The organism is Amycolatopsis roodepoortensis (genome assembly GCF_024628825.1).
Taxonomy (GTDB): domain Bacteria; phylum Actinomycetota; class Actinomycetes; order Mycobacteriales; family Pseudonocardiaceae; genus Amycolatopsis; species Amycolatopsis roodepoortensis.
The window spans coordinates 9095620-9116428 of sequence record NZ_CP102415.1 but is presented as its reverse complement, the minus strand read 5'-3'; the positions used below and the strand labels follow the sequence as shown (position 1 = coordinate 9116428).

Annotated in this window: 22 protein-coding genes; 9 read left to right on the top strand and 13 right to left on the bottom strand. The window is 68.2% G+C overall.

The window, feature by feature from the left end:
- Nucleotides 1–41: 41 nt before the first annotated feature.
- From NQK81_RS43540 to NQK81_RS43515, 6 genes are read right to left on the bottom strand one after another with little or no spacing between them, the layout of a single operon-like run.
- Nucleotides 42–1475 carry a phenylacetate--CoA ligase family protein gene (locus NQK81_RS43540; RefSeq protein ID WP_257486169.1) on the bottom strand — a complete coding sequence of 478 codons (1434 nt, stop codon included), beginning with the start codon at nucleotides 1473–1475 and terminating at the stop codon, nucleotides 42–44.
- A 10-nt stretch (nucleotides 1476–1485) separates the two neighbouring features.
- On the bottom strand, nucleotides 1486–3132 hold the full coding sequence (locus NQK81_RS43535) for an HAL/PAL/TAL family ammonia-lyase (RefSeq protein ID WP_257486168.1): 1647 nt from the start codon (nucleotides 3130–3132) through the stop codon (nucleotides 1486–1488).
- Nucleotides 3125–4210: a 3-deoxy-7-phosphoheptulonate synthase gene (gene aroF, locus NQK81_RS43530; protein WP_257486167.1), complete on the bottom strand. Its 1086-nt coding sequence runs from the start codon at nucleotides 4208–4210 to the stop codon at nucleotides 3125–3127. Before aroF ends, NQK81_RS43535 begins: the two co-directional genes overlap by 8 nt.
- A gap of 8 nt (nucleotides 4211–4218) precedes the next feature.
- Nucleotides 4219–5712 (bottom strand): class I adenylate-forming enzyme family protein, encoded by a 1494-nt coding sequence (locus NQK81_RS43525; protein WP_257486166.1) that lies wholly within the window; start codon nucleotides 5710–5712, stop codon nucleotides 4219–4221.
- 25 nt (nucleotides 5713–5737) lie between these two features.
- Entirely contained in the window at nucleotides 5738–6865 is a 1128-nt protein-coding gene (locus tag NQK81_RS43520) for a 3-dehydroquinate synthase II family protein (RefSeq protein ID WP_257486165.1), read from the bottom strand.
- Complete coding sequence (locus NQK81_RS43515) at nucleotides 6862–7701, bottom strand: 2-amino-3,7-dideoxy-D-threo-hept-6-ulosonate synthase (protein WP_257486164.1); 840 nt, start codon at nucleotides 7699–7701, stop codon at nucleotides 6862–6864. The genes NQK81_RS43520 and NQK81_RS43515 overlap by 4 nt, the downstream gene beginning before the upstream one ends.
- Before the next feature lie 66 nt (nucleotides 7702–7767).
- On the opposite strand from NQK81_RS43515, the gene NQK81_RS43510 reads away from it, so the two are divergent.
- Nucleotides 7768–7893, top strand: coding sequence for a hypothetical protein (locus NQK81_RS43510; RefSeq protein WP_257486163.1), 126 nt, complete (start codon nucleotides 7768–7770; stop codon nucleotides 7891–7893).
- A gap of 81 nt (nucleotides 7894–7974) precedes the next feature.
- Here NQK81_RS43510 and NQK81_RS45500 read toward each other — a convergent pair whose 3' ends face one another.
- Entirely contained in the window at nucleotides 7975–8484 is a 510-nt protein-coding gene (locus tag NQK81_RS45500) for an XF1762 family protein (protein ID WP_371878840.1), read from the bottom strand.
- Between the two features lie 8 nt (nucleotides 8485–8492).
- Nucleotides 8493–8720, bottom strand: coding sequence for a hypothetical protein (locus tag NQK81_RS43505; RefSeq protein WP_306856019.1), 228 nt, complete (start codon nucleotides 8718–8720; stop codon nucleotides 8493–8495).
- A gap of 658 nt (nucleotides 8721–9378) precedes the next feature.
- On the opposite strand from NQK81_RS43505, the gene NQK81_RS43500 reads away from it, so the two are divergent.
- From NQK81_RS43500 to NQK81_RS43480, 5 genes are all read left to right on the top strand, one after another.
- A complete protein-coding gene (locus tag NQK81_RS43500) occupies nucleotides 9379–10446 on the top strand; it encodes an acyl-CoA dehydrogenase family protein (RefSeq protein WP_257486162.1) in 1068 nt (355 codons plus the stop codon).
- A gap of 54 nt (nucleotides 10447–10500) precedes the next feature.
- Entirely contained in the window at nucleotides 10501–11619 is a 1119-nt protein-coding gene (locus tag NQK81_RS43495) for a zinc-dependent alcohol dehydrogenase (RefSeq protein ID WP_126734655.1), read from the top strand.
- A 78-nt stretch (nucleotides 11620–11697) separates the two neighbouring features.
- Complete coding sequence (locus NQK81_RS43490) at nucleotides 11698–13131, top strand: alpha,alpha-trehalose-phosphate synthase (UDP-forming) (protein ID WP_257486161.1); 1434 nt, start codon at nucleotides 11698–11700, stop codon at nucleotides 13129–13131.
- Nucleotides 13132–13156: 25 nt separating this feature from the next.
- The gene (locus NQK81_RS43485) at nucleotides 13157–13636 is read left to right on the top strand and encodes a flavin reductase family protein (RefSeq protein WP_126734656.1); all 480 of its coding nucleotides are present in this window, start codon (nucleotides 13157–13159) and stop codon (nucleotides 13634–13636) included.
- The gene (locus NQK81_RS43480; protein ID WP_257486160.1) at nucleotides 13633–14511 is read left to right on the top strand and encodes a Gfo/Idh/MocA family protein; all 879 of its coding nucleotides are present in this window, start codon (nucleotides 13633–13635) and stop codon (nucleotides 14509–14511) included. The genes NQK81_RS43485 and NQK81_RS43480 overlap by 4 nt, the downstream gene beginning before the upstream one ends.
- 46 nt (nucleotides 14512–14557) lie before the next feature.
- Here NQK81_RS43480 and NQK81_RS43475 read toward each other — a convergent pair whose 3' ends face one another.
- Nucleotides 14558–16027, bottom strand: coding sequence for an MFS transporter (locus NQK81_RS43475; RefSeq protein WP_257486159.1), 1470 nt, complete (start codon nucleotides 16025–16027; stop codon nucleotides 14558–14560).
- Between the two features lie 173 nt (nucleotides 16028–16200).
- Between NQK81_RS43475 and NQK81_RS43470 the strand changes: the two genes are divergently transcribed.
- Nucleotides 16201–16548: an ArsR/SmtB family transcription factor gene (locus tag NQK81_RS43470; RefSeq protein WP_126734659.1), complete on the top strand. Its 348-nt coding sequence runs from the start codon at nucleotides 16201–16203 to the stop codon at nucleotides 16546–16548.
- A gap of 77 nt (nucleotides 16549–16625) precedes the next feature.
- Here NQK81_RS43470 and NQK81_RS45315 read toward each other — a convergent pair whose 3' ends face one another.
- Nucleotides 16626–16784, bottom strand: a complete 159-nt coding sequence (locus NQK81_RS45315; protein ID WP_306856074.1) for a cytochrome P450 — start codon at nucleotides 16782–16784, stop codon at nucleotides 16626–16628.
- Nucleotides 16785–16845: 61 nt separating this feature from the next.
- Nucleotides 16846–17028, bottom strand: a complete 183-nt coding sequence (locus NQK81_RS45310) for a hypothetical protein (protein WP_306856018.1) — start codon at nucleotides 17026–17028, stop codon at nucleotides 16846–16848.
- A gap of 53 nt (nucleotides 17029–17081) precedes the next feature.
- Here NQK81_RS45310 and NQK81_RS43460 point away from each other — a divergent pair, with 53 nt between their 5' ends.
- A complete protein-coding gene (locus tag NQK81_RS43460) occupies nucleotides 17082–17426 on the top strand; it encodes a DoxX family protein (protein ID WP_257486158.1) in 345 nt (114 codons plus the stop codon).
- Between the two features lie 371 nt (nucleotides 17427–17797).
- Here NQK81_RS43460 and NQK81_RS43455 read toward each other — a convergent pair whose 3' ends face one another.
- Entirely contained in the window at nucleotides 17798–18178 is a 381-nt protein-coding gene (locus NQK81_RS43455) for a hypothetical protein (protein ID WP_257486157.1), read from the bottom strand.
- A 279-nt stretch (nucleotides 18179–18457) separates the two neighbouring features.
- Nucleotides 18458–19297 (bottom strand): helix-turn-helix domain-containing GNAT family N-acetyltransferase, encoded by an 840-nt coding sequence (locus NQK81_RS43450; protein ID WP_257486156.1) that lies wholly within the window; start codon nucleotides 19295–19297, stop codon nucleotides 18458–18460.
- A gap of 104 nt (nucleotides 19298–19401) precedes the next feature.
- On the opposite strand from NQK81_RS43450, the gene NQK81_RS43445 reads away from it, so the two are divergent.
- Entirely contained in the window at nucleotides 19402–20739 is a 1338-nt protein-coding gene (locus NQK81_RS43445) for an FAD-dependent oxidoreductase (protein ID WP_257486155.1), read from the top strand.
- The last annotated feature ends 70 nt before the right edge of the window (nucleotides 20740–20809 follow it).

Below are 20809 nucleotides of genomic sequence, written 5' to 3'. Positions count from 1 at the left end.
GGGGCTCGTGAGTGCACTCACGAGCCCCTCTGTGGGGGGGGTCAGCGTTCGGCGACTTCGAGCAGGGTGGCCTGGACGATGGCCAGGATCGGCTCGGGGAGCCGGTCCCAGTTGCGTTCCTCGTTGAGGTCCAGCACCCGTGACAGCTTCCAGCCGAGGTACTGGCCGAGCGAGGCCAGCGGTGGCAGGGTCGGCACCGCGCGCACCAGCACCTCGTAGGAACCGAAGAGCGGCCGCAGTTTCCCGGCCAGCCTGGCGCTCCACTCGTCACTGCCGTCGCCGTCGGTGGTGACCAGCACGAGGACCCGGTGGTTCTTGACCACCATCATGTAGTTGAACACCGTACCGCCGACCGGTTCGTCCGCCCACAGCGCCGCTTCGAGATCACCCTGCCGGATGCCGTTCTCCTCCAGCACCAACAGGTCCTGCGCGCGGCCGAGGGTGTTCAGCACGGGCAGCGAGAGACCGCACGGGCACGGGGTGTCGTCGATCTCCACCAGGTCACCGGTGCGGTAGCGCAACAGCGGCCGGGCGGGCATGTCCAGGGTGGTGATCACCAGCTCGCCGCGGTCGGCGGCGCCGGTCACCCTGCGCACGCCCTCGTCGTCGACGAGTTCCAGCAGGAAGCTCTGCGGTTGCAGATGCAGTTTGCGGTGCCCGCAGGTGACCGCCGGCGTGCCCGTCTCGGACGAACCGTAGGAAGCGACGTACGCCGTCGCGCCGGTCAGCCGCTCCAGGTGCCGGACGAAACTCTCCCCCGTCTGCTCGGCCATCAGTAACAACCGGTCGAACCGCGGCGCGGGCAATCCCTTGCGGTACGCGAACTGCACCATTTCCAGCAGACGGGAAGGCGGGCCGATGAAGACGTTCGCCTCCAGTTCCTCGACCAGCCGGAGTACCCGGGTGTAGTCGCCGGTGATGTTGTCCACCCACGGCCGGAAGGACATCACCTGGAGGTATTCGAGGATTTTCTCGAACTGGTAGGCGGCCGGGGCGAACGGCGCGTTGATCAGAATCAGCCCCACGTCCTCCGGCCGCAGGAACCGCCCCCACATCTCACCGATGTTGATGGTGTTGACCACGAGGTCGTCGATCGCTTTCGGCGCGGCGGACGGACTGCCCGTGGTTCCGGAGGATTCGTAGTAGTGCAGGAACTCCGACACCGAGCGGGTGAACGCCGAGCGCCCGCGTTCGCCAAGTTCCTGTTTGCCGAGAAACGGCAGCTTGTCGAACAAGGCGTGGATCTCCGTGCCGCCGGGCACTCTGCCACTGGCCAGCACCTCACGCACTTCGGGCGGGATCATCGAGTCGTACATCCGCGAGCCGAGCGCCGCCCGCATCGTGGCGAACAGCTTTTCCGACTGCACTCGGGCCAGATCCGCCTCGCCACGATGGACCGCGCCGACCAGCTCGGTGTGTTGCTGTTGCAGGGAGGCACATTCCGCGCGAGCGCGGTCGTCACGTAGCAATAGCATGGAAACTCCTCTATTCGCTCGGTTGTCCGGCGGCGACGGCTCGCAGCGCGCCGGATCGGATCAGCTCGGCGACCCGGCGGATGTCGCCATCCATCCGCCGGTCCCGATCGACGAACGGCGCCTGCGCACGTATCAGCTCGTGCACCCGGCGGCTCGCGGTCGAGGCGAGGCGCACCCCGCGCAGCTCGATCGCCTGCGCCAGCGCCAGCAGATGGATGGCGGCCACGTCCCTGGTCAGCTCGACCACGGTGCGGGCGTCCCGTGCCGCGATCGTGCCCATGCTGACCTTGTCCTGGTTGTGCGCCTCGGTGGACCGGGAGAACGCGGTCGCCGCCGAGGTGGTTTTCAGCGCCTCTGCGGTCACCGCCGAGGCCGCGATCTGCATACCCTTGAAACCGTGGTGCAGCCCGGCGTCGTGGTCGGCGGCCTCCCTGGGCCGCACCAGGTTCGGCGGCAGCCCGCCGTTGAACTTCTCGTCCACGACCAGTGCCAGCTGCCGGTCAAGCAGATCGGCGACGTTCGCCACGGCGATCTTCAGGCTGTCCATGGCCTGCCCGACATGCCCCGCGTAGAAGTTCCCGCCGTTGTGCACCTCTTCGTTCTCCTCATCGAACAGCGGGTTGTCGGTGGACGAATTGATCTCGATCTCGATCCAGCGATCCGCCCACTCCAGGGTGTCGCGGAGCATTCCCGTCACATGGGGTGCGCACCGGACCGAGTACTTGTCCTGGATCCGGGCCCGGAGCTCGGTGAAGCCACGACCGTCCAGCGCTTCCTCCTCCGACACGATCTGCCGGTAGTCGGTGGTGAGCGCGGACCCGTCGAGCAGCTCGCGGATCAGGGCGGCGCTGGTGCGCTGACCCGGATGTGGTTTCGCCCTGTGCAAGAAAGGATGGAAGTGTGAGGCGCTGCCGCCGAGCGCCTCACAGGTCATCGCGGTCGCCACATCCGCCGCGAAGGCGATCTCCCGCGCGTCCCACAACGCCAGTGTCGCGAAGGCGGAGGTGAACGCGGTTCCGTTCACCAGGGCCAAACCTTCCTTGGCGGCGAGTTCGACCGGGGCCACACCGGCCTCCGCCAGCGCGTCCAGCGCGGGGCGGGTCCGGCCGCGGTGGCGCACCTCCCCTTCTCCGATCAAGGCGGCCGCGACGTAGCAGAGCGGGACCAGATCACCGCTGGCGCCGAGCGAGCCGCGTTCCGGAATGGCGGGCACCACATCGGCGGAGAGCAGCCCGAGCAACGACCGGACGGTGTGGGGGCGGATCGCCGACGGCCCGCGGACCAGACAGTTGGCGCGGATCAGCATGGTCGCCCTGACCACGTCGGCGGACGCGATCGGCCCCACCCCGTTGAGGTGGTACAGCACGAGGTTCCGCTGTAGTTCCGGCGCCTTGTCCGGGGAGATCTGCCGGATGCAGCTGTCGCCGAACCCGGTGGTGACCCCGTAGATCGGGATCTCCTGGTCGATGAGCTTCTGTTTGAGCCGGACCGAGGCGTCCATCCCGGACACGGCGACGGGGTCGATGTCCACCGGCACCGGCAGCTCCCCCGCCCGCGCGACCCGCACCACGTCCTCGATCGTCAGCGAGTCGCCGTCCAGGACGAGCCCGGCCACGTCACTGTCAACGAAGGACTCCGGAGAAACCGTCTCAGTCATGGGCCCTGCCGTTCCTGGTGGGCAGAGAACCGGCCATGAGCGACTCGGGAGCGGCCGCCAGTCCGGTGTCCAGCGCGCCGGCGATCCTGCCGACATGGGCGCTGAGTGCGTGGAACTGCTCGAAGTCCAGCGACTGGTCGCCGTCCGAAAGCGCTTCGTCCGGGCGGGGGTGGACCTCGACGATCAGCCCGTCGGCGCCCGCCGCGATCGCCGCGGCGGACATCGGCGCGACATAGCGGCTGGCTCCGGTGCCGTGGCTGGGATCGACGATCACCGGCAGATGCGACAGCTCCTTCACCACCGGGACCGCGTTGAGGTCCAGGGTGAACCGGGTGGTGCGCTCGAAGGTCCGGATGCCCCGCTCGCACAGGACCACGTCACGGCAACCGTAGGCGAGCAGGTATTCGGCGGCGTTGAGCCAATCCGCCACAGTGGCCGCCATTCCGCGTTTGAGCAGCACCGGCCTCCCGGTGCGGCCGATCTCGACCAGCAGCGAGTAGTTCTGCATGTTGCGGGCGCCCACCTGCATCAGATCCACCGAATCGGCGACCGCGTCCAGATCACGGACGCTCATCACCTCGCTCACGATCGGGAGACCGAACTCCTGGCGGGCGTCCCGCAGCGCAGACAGGCCGTCGCGGCCGAGCCCCTGGTAGCTGTACGGCGAGGTCCGCGGTTTGAAGATGCCGACTCGCAGCATCGACGCACCCGAGGCCTTGACCGCCGCGGCGGCCTCCATCAGCACATCAGGGTTTTCCGCGGAGCAGGGGCCGGCGATCAGCACCGGCCGACCGCCACCGATCCGCACTCCGCCGATGTCCACGACGGTCCGCTCCGGATAGGCCTTGCGACCCGCGAGCGGATGGGGCCGGTCGCCGTCGAAGATCCTGGCCACCTGGGCGCTGCGGGTCAGCTCGGCTTCGAGCACGACCGCGGAATCCGCCTTGGTGATCAGCAAGGTGCGCCCGCCTGCGGAACGGGTCTCCAGCGTGCCGCCCAACGCGGTGATCCGATCGGCCAGTTCACGGAGATCGGACTCCTCGGCTCCTTCGCGGGTGAGACAGATGTAAGTGGCCATCGTTGGTGTCACTCCTCAAGCCCTGATGGACTGGTTCGCTCGGTGCTTTCTGGTGATGCGGTCCGCGCCCGGCGTCGGGCGGCGTGCCAGCGGCGGAACCGGGATCGCGAAGCGTAGGCGGCATAGAGCATTTCCCTGCTTCGGACCAGTTTTCCGTTGTGGGTACGGGGAATCTCCGGTACCAGGTAGACGTCGTCCGGCGAGATGTGCAGTCCGATGTGGTCACTGCACCAGCGGGCCAGCTCCGCTTCACTGACCGCGCCCGCCGTGCCGATGTGGAGCTCCAGCGCCGGTTCGGCGACCACGACCACCTCGGCGACCTCGGCGTGGGTCCGCAGCTTCGCCTCGATCTGGCTCAGGTGCATCTCGCCGATTCCGACGGAGACGGTGGAATCGCCGCGGCCGTGCAGCCGCAGCACACCGGTGGCCGGGTCGAAATCGCATCTGTCGTGGGTGTTCAGCCACCCGTCGGCATAGCGGGACGGTGTCGCGTCCGCTCCCGCGTCCAGCAGGTTCCGCAGGTACGGGGTTTGTGCCGTACGGACCCAGAGCTCACCGTCGTGCAGCTGGATGTCCACCCCGGGGGCGGGCCTGCCCACCGATGGCGGTGGCCAGTTCCCGGCCAGATCGGCGGCGATGACACCGACCTCGGTGGTTCCGTACGCCTGGCCGATGCGCACGCCGAAGCGTCGCTCGAACTGGTCGGACAGCCGAGGGGGCAGGATCTCCCCGCTGGACACCGCGAGCCGGAACCCCGGCAGCTCCGGCACCTGCTCGGCCCGGTTGAGCAGCGAGAAATGCCACGGCGTGCCGAACACCGCCTCGGCCGCCGAAGTGGACAGGGTCCGGAGGATCTCGTCAGGCCGGTAGCTCTGCCCGAAAACCAGCCCCACGCCTGCCCGCATCGCGTGCAGGACACCGCCGACCAGGCCGAACGGATGCACCAGTGAGCTGAGCAGGAGGAGCCGCTCACCGCGTCGGGGCATGTCCGGGATGCCACCGAATCGGTCGATCTCGTCCAGCAGGGACTCGGCGGTCCGAGCCACCACCCTCGGCTTGCCGGTGGTTCCGGAGGTGAGCTGCACCAGGCAGTGCTCCGTCTGCGCCGGCAGCCCCTTGCGGCGCGGCTCGATGACGACCTCGCACTCGGAGTGGAACGGCACGATCGCGGAATTCGCCCCGCCCGAGCTGAGATGGTGCTGCGGCTGGCAGAACTCCACCAGCCTGCCGACCTGCTCGCGGGTCAGCCGCGGATCGACCAGGATCACCTGCGCTCCCCGCGACCACAGCGCGAACAGCGCCCACAACAGGGTCAGGCTTGGCAACAGCCGCAACACCACCGTGCTGCCCGGCCCGATACCCGCGATACCGAACACGTTGACCAGTTGCGCCACCCGCTCGCGCAGCTCGCCGTACGACACGTCCCGGCTGCCGGACGCCCAGACGGCGTCGGAAGGCCAGCGGTTCAGCAGCGGAGATCCCCACCAGTGTTCGGTATCCACGATCGTCCCATCCCCCGCGTGGCGGCTACTTCTCGATGCAGAACTCGCCGACTGGCCAGCCGACGTGACGCTTGTCGGTGGCGAGATAGCCGAGCACGTGGTCGCCGGGTTTCAGCTCGGTCACGTTGAGCACGGCGCCGCCCGGACCCAGCACGCGGACATGCCAGTCGTCCTGCACGATCAGGCTCACCGAATGGCCGTCCTCGGACACCGTTTTGATGGTGAGCAGCGGGCGGGATTCCAGCTTCACCCGGCCCACCACGACGCGCCGGGTCCGCCCGTCCGCGGCGACCGCCAGCACAGTGCTTCCGGCTTGCAGCTCGCTGAGGTAGTTGGTGCGGTTGTCCAGACCGACCGCGTACGAGTGCAGCGCGCCCGCGTTGACCCGGAACGGCCGGGTCGGCATATAGGGCAGCGGGTGGGTTTCGCTGGCACACAAGATGAAACCGTGCGCGTACGAACCGACCAGGATGCCTTCGTCCTTCTCGAAATGGGTGCAGGTGTCCACGCAGACCCGGTCGCCGAGACCGCTGTGCTCGATCGACTCGACCGTCAGCTTGGTCAGGGCGAGCTGCGGGGTTTCGCTACGCAGCAACCGTTCCAACGCGAAGACCTCTTCGACCTCGCCCGACGCGAGAAGCACGCCTTCGGAGCCCTTCTCCAGCACGTCCAGGATGATCTCGGCCTCGGCCACGTCCTCGGCCGCGCAGATGAGCACACCGGGGCTCTTGTCGGCCGCGGCGATCACGATCTCCAGCGGGATCTTGGTGGGATCACGGAAGCGGACCACGGTGCAGGGCAGGACCATGGCTGCCGCGCAGGCCAGCTGCAGCGAGGCGTCGTCGGTGATGTAGACATACGCGCCGAGCTGCTGTTCGGCCGTGCCACGCAAGGACTTCAGCCGGTCCAGCTCCGCGGTCGAGCTGATCTCACACACGAGCACGTCGGCGACCGGGTTGTGTTCGACCTCCACAGAGCCCGTGTCGGCGGGCATCGGGCCCACCAGTACCTTCCGCACGGTCGGCGGCAGGGTGGCCAGCACGTCGGGCTTGTCGTCGACCACCGCGTCCACCCGGGCGTGCACCGCGGCATCCACCACGGCGTCACGCCGCTGTCCGGACAGCGAACGAAGATCGATCCATGCGAATTTCACGAAGAACCTGCCAATGCTCGTAGCGGATCGGTAAGGGAATTGCCCATGTCCTGATGCACCACCTCGGCGAGCCGCCGGACCATCACGCCCGGCTGCGGGTGCTGGAAGACCCGGCGGCCGATCGCCAGGCCACCGCACCCGGCCGCCATCGCCGCCTGCCCGTAGGCAACCAGGTCGGCGCCGCGGCCGGGGCCGCCCGCCACCAGGACCGGAATGGGGCTGCTGGCTACCACCGCGGCCATCTCCTCGACCGGGTCGCACCAGGTCGTCTTGACCAGGTCGGCGCCAAGGTCTGCGGCGATGTTGACGACATGGCGCAGCAGCGCGACCTCGTGCGGGTTGTCCACCCGGGGGCCGCGGGGGTAGATCATCGCCAACAGCGGCAGGCCCCACTGATCGCAGCGCGCCGCCACCGCACCCAGATCGGCGAGCTGGGCCGCCTCGGTGTCCGAGCCGATGTTGACGTGCACGCTCACCGCGTCGGCCCCCAGCCGGACGGCGTCCTCGACGGCGGCGACCAGCACCTTTTCGTCCGGATCGCGGCCTTGGGCGGTGCTCGCGCTCATATGCATGATCACCGGGCACTCCGCCAGCAGCGAGGGCGGCAGCGACCGTGCCCTCCCCCGGTGCACCACCAGCGCGTCGGCGCCGCCGGCGACCAGTGACCGCACCAGATCACGGAAGGGGGCCGCGTCGGCGATCGGACCATCCGAGACAGAATGGTCCAGGGGGATGAAGAGAAAACGTCCGTCGCGAAAGCGGGAAAGCCGGTTGAGCCGCACCGCCGTGCCGACGTGGCTGTGACTGGTCACTCCTGACCACTCTCCCTTCGTCATGCCGCCTCCTCCCGTGGTGGCACAGAGCATCTCCCGGGCGGGACAAGGGGATAAGACTCCTCGGATATGCCCATCCGGCTACACCAGGAGCACGGCCGAGGTGGCGAGGTCGCGGGCGCGCTCTCGCGGCGGAGCAGCGCCTGCGAGGACGACTTCCGGGCGGGGATCGCCGCGAGCCAGGCACGGCTGTAGCCGACCGGGCTAGGCGAGCCCACCGTCGATGCAGCGCCCCGCCGCCCGCAGCGACGACACGGCCGAAGCCCTCTGTATCCACTAGATTTCGGCGAGCACTACGGCGGCCCCGACACCCACCCGGTCGCAAACGTCGACGAGAACCCGACCATCAGATGCGGACAGCACGGATCGCCCCGCCACGGCTGCGTCACCGGACGGTTCCGGCGCCCGCAGACGTGCGGGCTCGTGACAACGGATCAGCTGATCAGGCGCTGCAGCGTCGGTCGATCGCCAGCTGAAACAGCTGGCGCACAAGGCAAACCTGAGCCGAGCCGGAGACCTGCCCGATCGGGTGAACCACCGCTCCGCCCGGATCTCCCACCGCGTTCGCCGGCCCCGTCGACACCACGGGACTCGCGTGGTCGGGACACTGTGGACCAACCCGCCTGCGACCGGACGAAACCCCGCCGCACGCAGACTCGCTCCGCTCTCCCCGTCCTGCGTGTAGGTGATCAGGCGCAGGAACCCGAGGGGCCGAGCGACACGCCACGAAACTCCGCACGGCTTGGAGTTGGCGTTGCGAGTCCCGGTCGTGCGGGTGCGTGTCACCTCGACGCTTACCACCTCCAGGTCGCCGAAGAACTCGCCGAGCTGTTCCCGCGACCAGCATGATCGGCGTGGTGGTCGGTCCGCCGCCCGTACTCCTGCGCCACCTTCTTGCCCGCGTTCTGGGTCTCGACGTCCTCGGGCACGACGTGGATATGGGAGACCGCCAGGAAACTGCCCGGGGGAAGCATCGCGCGGTGGAAGCCGGGCGCGGCGCGCGGGGTCTGGTCGTCGGGCATGAAACGCAACAGGGCGACCAGCGCAGCCTGATCGGCCGGCCTGCGGTAATCCTTTACCCGTTCTGCCAGTTCGGACTGTCGCGACGTGAACGCCGATCCGGTTCACCTGAAAGAAACACAGTATTTCCACTGAGGACGGATTCGGTACCCACTGAACGTGAGGAGGCGCTGACTGTGAGCCAGCAAAGGAAAACGGTGCCAACGGAAGTCCATTGTGGACATAAACGACCACCACTGCCGATGTAGGTAATTTTGCCGCACCGCGATACGAATTTCTGACCGACTGATCGGTATCACGCCTGAAAAGGAAGTCATTTCGGACGAAACGTTGCGCCGTTGGACTGATCCAGTACCGCCGTTCGGGCGAACATGTTTCCCCCGTGACCTAGATCACTCCCAGATGCGAACATGCCCCTTGCTCGTGTGGCGGTGCCCAGGTAATCATTGCTTCGATAGTTCGAGGAACCTAAGACTATCGAAGCCTTGTTCTGAGGCGATGATTCCATTTGGGGATGGGGGAAAATTGTCATTGGATGAAGCTTTGCCGCGCCTTCTCGACCGGCCGCAGCCAACCCGCGAAATTCAGGAATGGCTGGCAAAGGTCGACAAGATAGCGCCCGTGATCGAGAAGTACAGAAACGACAACGAAGATCGGCGCGTGACCTCGGCCGAGACGCTCGACGCCGTTCGCGAAGCAGGACTGCACAGAATGTGGGTCTCCCGCGAATTCGGCGGTGGCCAGGTGGGCATCGCCACCGGCTCGGCCGTCATCCAGGCACTGGCGCGCCTCGACGCGTCGGTGGCCTGGCAGGTCGGCGTCCAGGGCGCGATCGGCAGGCTCTCCGACTACCTGCCCGAAGAGACCTCCCGCAAGCTCTTCGCCGAGAGCGACAAGCTGGTCGTCGGAGGGGTCAACCCCTCCGGGACCGCCGAAGCCGTCGAAGGCGGTTTCCGGCTCAATGGGAAATGGTCCTTCGCCAGCGGCTCGGCGCACGCCGACTGGCTGGTGTGCGCGGCCCGTGTCACCGACGACGGGAAGCCGCGGCTCGGGGAAGCGGGCCCGGTCCTCCGGATGCTGTTCCTTCCGCGTTCCAGCGTCACGTTCGTCGACGACTGGCACACGCTCGGCCTGCGGGGCACCGGAAGCGTGAGTTACCTGGTCGACGACGTCTTCGTGAGCGAGGACCACACCGTGGACGTGGCCACCATGCACGCGGCGCCGCTTCCTCGCGACTCCCGGGCCTACGGGATCAGCTATTACGACTTCGGGCCGTTCACGTCGTCGTCCACCGCGCTGGGAATCGCCCAGGACGCGTTGCGCACGTTCAAGGACCTCGCGCTCCACAAGACGCCGGCCGGCGGGTCGAGCACCCTGGCGGGCAGCCACGTGGTCCAGGACAAGCTGGCCAGGATGGAGATGGCCGTGCACAGCAGCCGCCTCGTCCTGGCACACGCGGCCCAGCAGGCCACCGAACACGGCGCGGACGGCGGTGACGAACTGACCTCGCTGATCCGGCTGACGGTGGCGACGGTCGCGGAGAACGCCTGCCAGGTCGTCGACACCGCCCACCAGTACGCGGGCACGAGTTCGCTGTACACGGCGAGCAGGCTCGAACGGAATCTCCGGGACGTGCGTTCGGCGGTCAAGCACGTGACCCTGTCGCATTCGCATTTCGAGATGGTGGGCCAGTACCTGTTGACCGGGAAATTGCTCATGCGCCGCTGACGCGCCCTTTCCCGAGTCCGCACATTTTCTTGTACTTTTCTGAGGGGATTGATGATGACCACCTCCGTGTCCACGACAAAGGGCCGTTCGGACCTTCCGCTTCCGGCCACCATGAAGGCCTTCCACCTGACCGCGCCGAGGAAGACGGAATTGGCGACGGTGCCCGTTCCGGCGACTCCCGAGGACGGCCTGCTGCTCAAGACCCGCTGCGTCTCGATCTGCTCGACGGACATTTCGGTGTTCGAGGGACACCTGTTCCCGCCGCAGTACCCCGTCGTGCTCGGCCACGAGTACCTCGGCGAGGTCGTCGAGATCGGCTCGAACTTCGACAACGACAGCGCCGGCCTGGAGATCGGCGACCGGGTCGTCTACTGGGGACAGACGGACTTCGAAGGGCTGGCCGAGTACCGGTCGGTCCGGCCGATCTTCTCCGGGCAGGTAAAGCGGGACGTCTTCTGGACCGACCGGAACTTCCTCGACGACCGTCGCGCGGCGGCGGTGAAGATCCCGGCCGAGATGAGCGATCTGGAGTGCTCGTTCATCGAGCCGACCACGGGCGCGCTGCGGTCCATCCTGAGCAACCCGCCCCACATCGGGGACAAGGTCCTGATCCTCGGCACCGGGCCCATCGGGGTCATCGCCGGCCGGATCATCAAGCGGCTCTTCGCCCCCAATTCGGTGGTCTCGGTGGACCTCAACCCGAACCGGAACGAGTACGCCGCGCAGAACTTTTCCGACCACGCGTACCTGCCGGACGAACTGAACACGGCGGTCAACGAGGGCACCTTCGACTACGTCTTCGACACGCTGCCCACCATCAAGAACGTCGACGAAGAGCGTGATCCGCGCCGGATGGCGATGCGCAAGCTCAAGCCGCGCGGCCGCTATGTGCTCTACGGGGCCTCGCAGGAGATGCAGAAGTTCGACACGTGGCTGATGCTGGCCAAGGGGATCAACATCATGTCGGCGCCGTTCGACGTGTCCAGTTTCCCCATGCACCACAGTGCCAACGTGATCTACTCCGCGATGCAGATCCTGATGAGCGGCGTCGTCGACGGCCCGAGCCTGCTGTCGTCGGTCTGCCGGTTCGACGACTACGACCAGCTGGTGTCGATCTTCGAGAACTACCGCACCACCACCGACCTGAAGACCATCGTGGACTTCAGGGGGTGATCTCACCGGGAGGGGGGACAACGGCGTCCCTCTCCCCGGCGGCTTCGCTTCCTTGGTCGCCCTCACCGGGAGAGGTTCATGACCGATCGTTCGGAATTCGTGGTCGTCGCCAACCGTTTGCCGGCGAGCATGCACCGCACCGGAACCGGGGCCGAGGTCTGGCGCCGGAGCCCAGGAGGTCTGGTGAACGCGCTGGAACCGTTGCTGCGCAAGCGAAGCGGTACCTGGGTCGGCTGGCCGGGGATCTCGGGCGACGTGACCCCGCCCGACTCCGTCGGCGGGGTCCGGCTTTCGCCCGTCTCACTCGACGAGCACGCTGTCGCCTCGTTCTACGAAGGATTCTCCAACTCCACGTTGTGGCCGCTGTACCACGATGTCGTGATGCCGCCCGAGTACCGGCGAAGCTGGTGGGACAGCTACGTCGAGGTCAATCGGCGGTTCGCCGAAGCCGCCGCGGAAGTCAGCGCGCCCGGCGCCACCGTGTGGATCCACGACTACCAGCTACAGCTGGCTCCGGCGATGGTGCGCGAGCTGCGTCCCGACGTCCGGATCGGTTTCTTCCTGCACATCCCGTTCCCGCCGGTCGAGTTGTTCATGCGCCTGCCCTGGCGGACCGAGATCGTGCGCGGGCTGCTGGGGGCCGACCTGATCGGGTTCCAGCGGCCGGGCGCGGCCCAGAACTTCCTCTGGCTCAGCCGCACGCTGACCGGGGCGGCGCAGGTGCCGAGACAGGTCGGCACGGGGCCGCTGGGCGGCGCGATCGACCTCGGCCACCGGTCGGTGTCCGTCGGCTCATTCCCGATCTCCATCGACGCGGGCACCTGGGACACCCTGTCCAGGGATCCGCGAGTGCAGGAGCGCGCGGAGCAGATCCGGGCCACGCTCGGGAATCCGCGGCGGGTGCTGCTGGGGGTGGATCGCCTCGACTACACCAAGGGCATCGACGTCCGTCTCCACGCGCTGGGAGAGTTGCTGCGCGAAGGGCGGCTCCACGCCCGGGACACCGTCATGGTGCAGATCGCCATCCCCAGCCGCGAACGGGTCGAGCACTACCGCCTGATGCGGCGCGCGGTGGAGCGCGAGGTGGGCAGGCTCAACGGCGAATTCGGCGCGGTGGGTCACCCGGCCGTGCACTACCTGCACTCCTCGATCGACCAGCGCGAACTGGCGGCGTTCTACCGCGCCGCCGACGTGGCGGTGGTGACCCCGCTCAGGGACGGTATGAACCTGGTGTGCAAGGAGTACGTCGCCAGCCGCCACGACCTGACCGGCGCGCTGGTGCTGAGCGAATTCGCCGGCGCCGCCGGGGAACTCACGGATTCGTTCCTGGTCAATCCGTACCACGTCGACGAGGTCAAACAGGCGATCACGCAGGCCGTCTCCCTGCCCCCGGCCGAAATCCGGAGCCGGATGCGACGGCTGCGTGACCACGTGCTCGACCACGACATCGACCATTGGGCATCGTCGTTCCTCGACGAACTCGCGACCGAGCACGTCAAGGTCGCGTTCTAGCCACCACACAGCAATTGGGGGAAACATGCCTGTTCTCGCGGAAGACTTCACCCGCGCCATGACCCGCGTTCCCGGGCCGGTCACCGTGGTCACCACGGCGGACGAGTCGGGGCGGCGCTGGGGCTTCACCGGAACCTCGTTCAGTTCCCTGTCCCTGGACCCGCCGCTCGTTCTGGTGTGCCTCGGCAAGAAGGCCAGCACCCATCGCGCGTTCACGACGTCGGCCAGGTTCCTGATCAACGTGCTGGGCCAGTCCCAGGAAGACGTCGCTTCGCGCTTCGCGACCTCGGGCGTCGACCGGTTCAGCGCCGGCGACGCGGTCCCCGTCGAGCACGGGCTGCCCGGATTGCCGCAGGCGGTGGCGCGGTTGTCGTGCTCCACCCATTCCATCAAGGACGGTGGGGATCACAGCATCCTCATCGGCCTCGTGGAGGCCGTGCACGTGGGCGACGGTGATCCCCTGGTGTACGTCGACCGGTCGTTCACCCGGCCGGAGCCCCGGTGACGCCGGTGCGGGTCGCGATCCTCGGGAGCGCGCATCCGCACCTGGCGGACCACCGCGAGGCGATCCGGCGCGATCCCCGGGCCACCGAGGTCTCCGGACTCGACCACGCCGACGCCGTCATCATCGACTCCGTGACCGCGGATCATCCGCGGTTGCTGCGAGCGGCGATCGCCGCGGTGAAACCCACGTTGGTGGAAAAGCCGCTCGCCGCGACGGTCGCGGAGACCGGCGAGCTCACGTCCCTGATCGATGCGGCCGCGGTCCCGGTGACCACGGCCATGTTCCTGCGGTGCGCACCCGCCTTGCGCGGGCTGCGCACCTTTCTTTTGGAGGAACCCTGTGGTCCGGTGACGTCGGTGCGGGCCCGCTTCTCCCATCCGGGATTGCTCGACGGCTGGTTCCGCGGACGGACCGCGTGGATGCTGGAGCCCCGTCAGGGCGGCATCGGCGGCTTCGCCGACCTCGGGATCCATTTGCTCGACCTGCTGCTGTGGCTACGGCCCGGTGCCGGTCTCGGGGTCGTCTCCGCCGTCAAGGACCGGGCTCCGGGAATCGCGGTGGACGTCGGCGGAACGGCTCGCCTGGACTGGGCCGGTGTGCCGGCGACGCTCCATTGTGGATGGAGGTCGAGACCCGGCGGCTTCGACGTCCGCGTCGACTGCGCGCGGGGATCGAGCACGGTGAGCGGCGGGCGGCTCGTGGTCGTCACCGATACCGGGCACCGGGCCGAGACGCACCCGCCACCTGACGCGGCCGCCGTGGTCCCCGCCTGGCTGGACGAGCTCCACGGCGTCGTGAGTTGGGAACCGCCCACCAGCGGCGACATCACCCGCTGCGCGCGGCTGCTCGAGGAGATCGACGCGGCAGCCGGGTGAGGGGTGGGGGTCGCGGCGGTCCGGCCCGCCGCGACCCCCGAGGCGGCTACGGGACTCGCGCTGTCGCGGGCTCGCTCTCGCCGGCCTTCTGGTCGCCTTCGGGGACGGGCGACTCGGAAGTCCTGGGGTGGACGAGAGTGATCAGCAATCCCAGCAGCATTCCCGCGGCCGCGAGCAGAACGGCGACGAATCCGCCGTCGGCCGACGCGATGCGCGCCTCTTCACCGGAAAGCCCGGCGGTTCCGGCGTTGGCGACGGCGATCAGGATGGCGAGGCCGATCGCGTAACCGAGGTTCAGCGTCGTGGTGGCCATCCCGTTGGCGACGCCCTGTTCCTCCGGTGCCACACCGGACGACGCGGCGATGAACATGGCTGTCCACACGAGACCCTGGCCCACGCCGGAGATGATCAGACCGGGCACCGCGACCAGGTACGAACTGTTCGCGTCGAAGCCGATGGCGAGCGCCGCGGTGCCGACGATGCCGATACCGAAGCCGATCCACAACGTCGGGCGGACTCCCAGCCGGGTCGCGATCTTGCCGCCGAGCTGAGTGCCGGTCGCGATGGCAAGCGACGGGACCAGGAAGGCGAGCCCTGTCTCCAGCGCGGAGAACCGGTGGACGCCCTGGAACAGGGTCGTGAGGAAGTACGGCAACGCGCCGAAGGTCCCCATGTAGATGAAGGTGACCGTGATACCCACGAGGAGACTGCGGTTGCTGAACAGCCGCAACGGCATCAGCGGGTCCGAGCTGCGCGCCTCGATGACGGCGAAGGCGATCAGCAGGAGAACCGCCAGCGCGGCCGCGACGAGGATGCCGACGGAGTTCCAGCCGTCCTCGGGGCCCTGGACCAGGACGTACACCAGCAGCGTCGCGCCGATGGTGACCGTCAGCGCGCCCGGGAAATCGAACTTGCGGGAGTCGGTCCGGCGCTCGTCGCGCGGGATGAAGTACAGCGCGGCGAGGGCCACGATCCCCGCGAGCGGGACGTTGACGTAGAAGACCGCGGGCCAGCCGAATCCCTGGGTGAGGAGCCCGCCCAGCAGCGCTCCCACCGTGAGACCGCTCGCGCCTGCGCCGCCCCAGACGGCGAGTGCCTTGTTCCGGCGAGGGCCTTCTTCGAACAGGGTGTTGATCAGGGACAACGTGGACGGCAACAGCAGCGCGCCGCCGATGCCCTGCACGGCGCGGGCGACGATGATCATCGTCGGGCTGGTGGCGAGGCCGCCGGCGAGCGACGACAGCGCGTAGAGCGTCAACGCGATCACGAACACCCTGCGGCGCCCGAACAGGTCCGCCGCCCGGCCGCCGAACAGCAGGAAGCCACCGGCGAAGACCGCGTAGGCGCCGACGACCCACTGCAGGGTCTGATCGGAGAAGCCCAGGTCCGCGCCGATCTCTGGCAGCGCGACGAAGACGATGTTCAGGTCGAGGGAGAAGATCAGCTGTGCCAGCGCGAGCAGCGCCAGAGTCCAGCCGAGCGAACGGTGGCCCGCCGCTGTAGAGGGTGACGACATGGCACGCGACTCCAAGTTCAGGTCAGCAGAAGTACGACTGTACGAAATTTAACGTACTATCGAGCTAAGGGGAACCCGGGTCGCGGGTTTAGTTCGTGAGTTGACGTACTGTAGCCGGAAAGCGACCGTACGATAGTGCGCGTCCGGCCGCACAATCGTCTACACTCGCGGGCATGATTGCCCAGCACCCCGAACGTGACCAGATCCGACTGGAGAACGTGCTCGCGGCCTTGGGCAACCCCATCCGGCTGAACATCGTCCGGATCCTCGCTCAGCGTGGCGAGCAGGCCTGCGGGACCGTCGGCGCCGACCTCGACGCCACGATGTCGAAGTCCACCCTGACCCACCACTGGCGGGTGCTGAGGGACTCCGGCGTGATCTGGCAGCGCCCGGCCGGCCGCGAGAACCTGCTCTCGTTGCGCACCGAAGACCTCGCCGAGCGCTACCCGGGTCTGCTCGCGTCGATCCTCGGCTGCGCACAGGAGTCCGAGAAGACTTCGCTGCCCGTTTCCGCGGGCTGAGTTGCCCCTTCGGCGGGGTGATTGTGAGTGGCGATCACTCACGACCACCGATGGCTATCCGTCTTGCCGACCTGCGCTCAAGTCACCTGATCGCCGGGATCCGCCATCGCGAGACCAGGGAATCGTCGCAGCAACGCCGGCAGGGCGGTGCGCAATTCCGTCCGCGCCAGCGGTGCCCCGAGACAGTGGTGTGCACCGTGCCCGAAGGCGACGTGGCCGGTGGTTCCCCGGGTGATGTCGAGATCTCCGGATCGCTGATCAGGCCGGGATCCCGATTGGCGAACGGAAGAGAACAGATCACGAGTGATCCCGCGGGGATGGTGTGCCCGCCGATCTCCACCTCCGTCGTGGTCGTCCGCGGGGCGGCGTCTGCACGACGGACAACCAGCGCAGCAGGTTCTCGACGGCGGGTTCGACCAGCCCCGGATCGTCGCGAAGCATCGCCAGCTGGTCGTCGCTGTTACCTCTGAACCGGCTCATCCGTCATAGCGGCGGAAGCGTCCTATTGGCTGAGACCTCTGGAGCCGTGGCCCATGACTATTGCCTACGTCATCGTCGCCGTAACGACCATCGCGTACTGCCTGTTTTCGGCCGGTGCCGACTTCGTGCGGTGGGAACGTGTCGGCGTCGCCATGGACACGGTCGGCGTGCCTCGGCGGTGGATGCCCTGGCTGGGAGTCCCCAAGGCAGTGGCCGCGCTGGGACTGCTCATCGGTTTCTGGATACCGATGATCGCCATCGCCGCCGCGGCCGGTCTGGTTCTCTTCTTCGACGCAGCCATCGTGACCCACTTGAGAGCACGAGACTACTCCTTTGGTCTGCAATACCCGTTTCTCCTCTTGGCCATCGCCACTTTGGCCTTGAGCACAGCCGTCTGAGGAGCGCCCCGCGACCGCTCTGTGCTGTGAGAGTGCGGATCCGGTGCGGCGCGCGGGGCCGCCGAAGAGGTCTGCGTGCTCATCGACCCGGCCTGTCTGTACCCGCGCCTATCTCGAAGGCGTCCCGTTCAGCCTGCTCGGCCGGCCGACCACCTGCGGCCCGCCTTAACCTGCCCGTCCTTAGTGGACTGGCGGTGCGAGCGGACGTTCGGCGGGCATGAGAGCCGGGCGATCACCGCTCGGCTTGCTCTGGCTCCGTCGGCATCTTGAACTAGGTGCGGCACCGTCACCGAAGCGGCGGCCCCGCCATCCAGGCCCTGACCTCATGCCTCACACGCCGACGGGCAGCACCGCACTCGCCGGTCGCGCGATCAGACTCCGCCGCCCGACAGCGGAGACACGTTGAAGCTGTAGTAGTTCTTGTGGGACTCCGACCGGCTCCCGGAATTGTCCGGCGGGAAGATGGCGTCGATGAACAGGCCGCCGCCGCAGTCGGGTTCGGAGAACAGGTTGAGCACCGACGACTTGGTCCGGTTCGCCAGGAAGTTGGCCTTCTCCCCGAGCAGGCCATGGACGTTGTAGCAAACACGCGGTTTCAGATCGTGGATGGTGACCGGGATCGGCACCGTCGGTGCCGACCAGATGGCACGGTCGGCGGACGGATGCGCGTTCGCGCTGCCGGCCGCGGCGGTCAGCAATACGGCGGACACGCCCAGCGCACCCACACCGGACAGAACATGACGGACGACCATCCCGGAACCTCCCAGACCAGCTTGACCCTGACCCGGAATGCTGCCAGAGAGCCCCGCCTGCCGAAAGGCCGCCTTCACGGCACGCGGCGGTGCCACATAGCGCACCCGGGGATATGCCAGGCGCGAGCGTTCTGCTCCCAGGCCGAAGCTCCGCATCGAACTCTCCGCCGAGATCGGACGTTGGCGCTTTTCGGCACTGGATCGTCGTCGATTTTCGTCAGCCGTGCCTCAGCCCTCAACTAACGAACCTGGCCCTGCGGATGCCGAGGTGCGAGGTACCTAGTTAGCCGGGCTACGGCGTTCGAGGAAGACGGTGTCGTGCCAAATGCCGTCGCGTTGGGCGATGCGTTCGCGGATGCCGACGGTGCGATAGCCGGCGCTGTGGTGCAGGGCGATGCTGGCGCGGTTGTCGGTGAAGATCGAGGTCTGCAGGGTCCAGAGCCCGGCGGCGTCGGCTTCGGTGACCTGTTTGAAGAGCAGCGCTTTGCCCACGCCGCGGCCGCGGTGGCTTTCGGCGACGTAGACCGATGTCTCGGCGACTCCCTGGTAGCACTCGCGCTGCGAGACTGGGGAGGCGGCGGTCCAGCCGGCGACCTCGCCGTCGATTTCGGCGACCCAGCGATGCCCGGTCAGCCACTTCGCGTCGAGAGCCTTCCGCGTCGGGACTTCGGTTTCGAAGGTGGCGAGTCCGGTGGCGATACCTTCGGCGTAGATCCGGCGCACCGCGGTCCAGTCGTCATCGCGTTGGGCGCGAAGGAGCACGTCGTCAGGCAGGTCGTCCGGGCAGCAGGGTCGCGGGGCGAGCAGGCCCATGACCGCGTCGGCCGCGTGCGGGAGTCCGCTGCAGCACGCCTGGTTGATCGTCACGACCGTCGCGGTGCCCTCTTTGCGCAGATGCACGAAACCCACATCGGCCAGCTTCCGGACGTGGTGCGAGCACGTCGACTGGCTGGTCCCGAGGATCTCGGTCAGCGCACCCACGGTCAGGCCGCGCGGCGCGGTCGCGACCGCGTGCAGCAGTTTCACCCGCATCGGCTCGGCCAAACAGGCGAACCACCCGGCATACGTCGCGGCTTCGCGTTCGGGCAGGAGACCGGCGAGGGGAACGACCGTCGTCATAGCGCCCAGTATCGACCAGAATCGATGGTTGCGTCAATCAGCCCGCGTCGATAAAGTCCCTCGCATCGCTTCAATCGAGCCGTATCGATGAAAGGTGCATCGGAATGAACGAGCTGCCCGTCGTGGTGATCGGGGCCGGGCCGGTGGGGCTGGCGGCCGCCGCCGAGCTGGTGGAGCGGGGTTTCGAGCCGCTGGTCCTGGAGCGTGGCGCGCAAGCGGGTTCGGACGTGGCGGCGTGGCATCACGTGCGCTTGTTCTCGCCGTGGTCCGAACTCGTCGCCCCCGCGGCCGGACGGCTGCTGGAGACGACCGGCTGGATCCGGCCCGACGGCGAGGCGTACCCGACGGGCTCCGACTGGGCCGGCCTGTATCTGCGACCGCTGGCGGCGGCGCTCGGTGACCGGGTCCGATTCGGCGCCGAGGTGATCGGTGTCGCCCGCCGGGGACGAGACCTGGTCGTGGACAGCGGCCGTGACGACGAGCCGTTCACCGTGCACGTCCGCGCCGCCGACGGCGCGGAGGAGCGGATCGCGGCTCGGGCCGTGATCGACGCGTCCGGCACGTGGTCGACGCCCAACCCGCTCGGCGGTGAAGGTCTCCCCGCCGTCGGAGAGCGTGCGGCGGCGGAGCGGATCGCTTACCGGGTCCCGGATCTGGGCGCCGAAGCGGTGCGGGCGCGGTATGCGGGCAAGCACGTGGTGGTCGCCGGAAGCGGGCATTCGGCGCTGACCGCGCTGGTCGCCTTGTCCGGCCTCGCGAAAGACGGCACGCGGATCAGCTGGGTGCTGCGTCGCGGCGCGGTCGGCGACACCTTCGGCGGCGGCGAGGCCGATCAGCTTCCCGCGCGCGGCGCTCTCGGCCTGCGCGCCCGGGAAGCGGTGGAATCCGGACTGATCACGGTGATGACCGGGTTCCGCACCGAGGCGGTCGAACGCGGCACCGACGGGCGGCTGACCCTGATCTCCGCCGGCGGGCAGCGGATCGAGCAGGTCGACGAGGTCGTGACCCTGTCCGGTTTCCGTCCCGACCTGACCTGGCTGTCGGAGATCCGGCTGGAGCTGGACCCGACACTGCAGGCGCCGGTCGCGCTCGCGCCGCTGATCGACCCGAACGTCCACTCGTGCGGAACCGTGTATCCCCACGGTGCCAAGGAACTCGCGCATCCGGAGAAGGACTTCTACCTGGCGGGGATGAAGAGTTACGGCCGGGCACCGACGTTCCTGGCGATGACCGGGTACGAGCAGGTTCGCAGCATCGCCGCCCAGCTGGCCGGCGACCATGAAGCGGCCGCGCGGGTCGAACTGCGCATGGCCGAGACCGGCGTCTGCGGCGGCGCGGGCCTGTTCGACGAGCCGGACGACGCACCGGCCGCCGGTGGCTGCTGCGCGACCCCGGAGCCGGAAGTTTTCACACTGTCCGCGCCGTCGGCCGCGGGGCGTTGACCGCCACCCATTACGGGCGGCCCGACGCACTCCCCTGGGCGCCACCATCCTCGCTCTCGCGGGCGACACC

Excerpts from the sequence above, each read along its gene's own strand:
- NQK81_RS43485 (WP_126734656.1), top strand. The coding sequence starts at position 13,157 with ATGCCTGTTCTCGCGGAAGACTTCACCCGCGCCATGACCCGCGTTCCC.
- NQK81_RS43515 (WP_257486164.1), bottom strand. The coding sequence starts at position 7,701 with ATGACGAAGGGAGAGTGGTCAGGAGTGACCAGTCACAGCCACGTCGGC.
- NQK81_RS43470 (WP_126734659.1), top strand. The coding sequence starts at position 16,201 with ATGATTGCCCAGCACCCCGAACGTGACCAGATCCGACTGGAGAACGTG.
- NQK81_RS43505 (WP_306856019.1), bottom strand. The coding sequence starts at position 8,720 with ATGCCCGACGACCAGACCCCGCGCGCCGCGCCCGGCTTCCACCGCGCG.
- NQK81_RS43510 (WP_257486163.1), top strand. The coding sequence starts at position 7,768 with ATGCCCATCCGGCTACACCAGGAGCACGGCCGAGGTGGCGAGGTCGCG.
- NQK81_RS43490 (WP_257486161.1), top strand. The coding sequence starts at position 11,698 with ATGACCGATCGTTCGGAATTCGTGGTCGTCGCCAACCGTTTGCCGGCG.
- aroF (WP_257486167.1), bottom strand. The coding sequence starts at position 4,210 with ATGGCCACTTACATCTGTCTCACCCGCGAAGGAGCCGAGGAGTCCGAT.
- NQK81_RS45310 (WP_306856018.1), bottom strand. The coding sequence starts at position 17,028 with ATGAGCCGGTTCAGAGGTAACAGCGACGACCAGCTGGCGATGCTTCGC.
- NQK81_RS43455 (WP_257486157.1), bottom strand. The coding sequence starts at position 18,178 with ATGGTCGTCCGTCATGTTCTGTCCGGTGTGGGTGCGCTGGGCGTGTCC.
- NQK81_RS43535 (WP_257486168.1), bottom strand. The coding sequence starts at position 3,132 with ATGACTGAGACGGTTTCTCCGGAGTCCTTCGTTGACAGTGACGTGGCC.
- NQK81_RS43450 (WP_257486156.1), bottom strand. The coding sequence starts at position 19,297 with ATGACGACGGTCGTTCCCCTCGCCGGTCTCCTGCCCGAACGCGAAGCC.
- NQK81_RS43495 (WP_126734655.1), top strand. The coding sequence starts at position 10,501 with ATGACCACCTCCGTGTCCACGACAAAGGGCCGTTCGGACCTTCCGCTT.
- NQK81_RS43475 (WP_257486159.1), bottom strand. The coding sequence starts at position 16,027 with ATGTCGTCACCCTCTACAGCGGCGGGCCACCGTTCGCTCGGCTGGACT.
- NQK81_RS43540 (WP_257486169.1), bottom strand. The coding sequence starts at position 1,475 with ATGCTATTGCTACGTGACGACCGCGCTCGCGCGGAATGTGCCTCCCTG.
- NQK81_RS43445 (WP_257486155.1), top strand. The coding sequence starts at position 19,402 with ATGAACGAGCTGCCCGTCGTGGTGATCGGGGCCGGGCCGGTGGGGCTG.
- NQK81_RS43460 (WP_257486158.1), top strand. The coding sequence starts at position 17,082 with ATGACTATTGCCTACGTCATCGTCGCCGTAACGACCATCGCGTACTGC.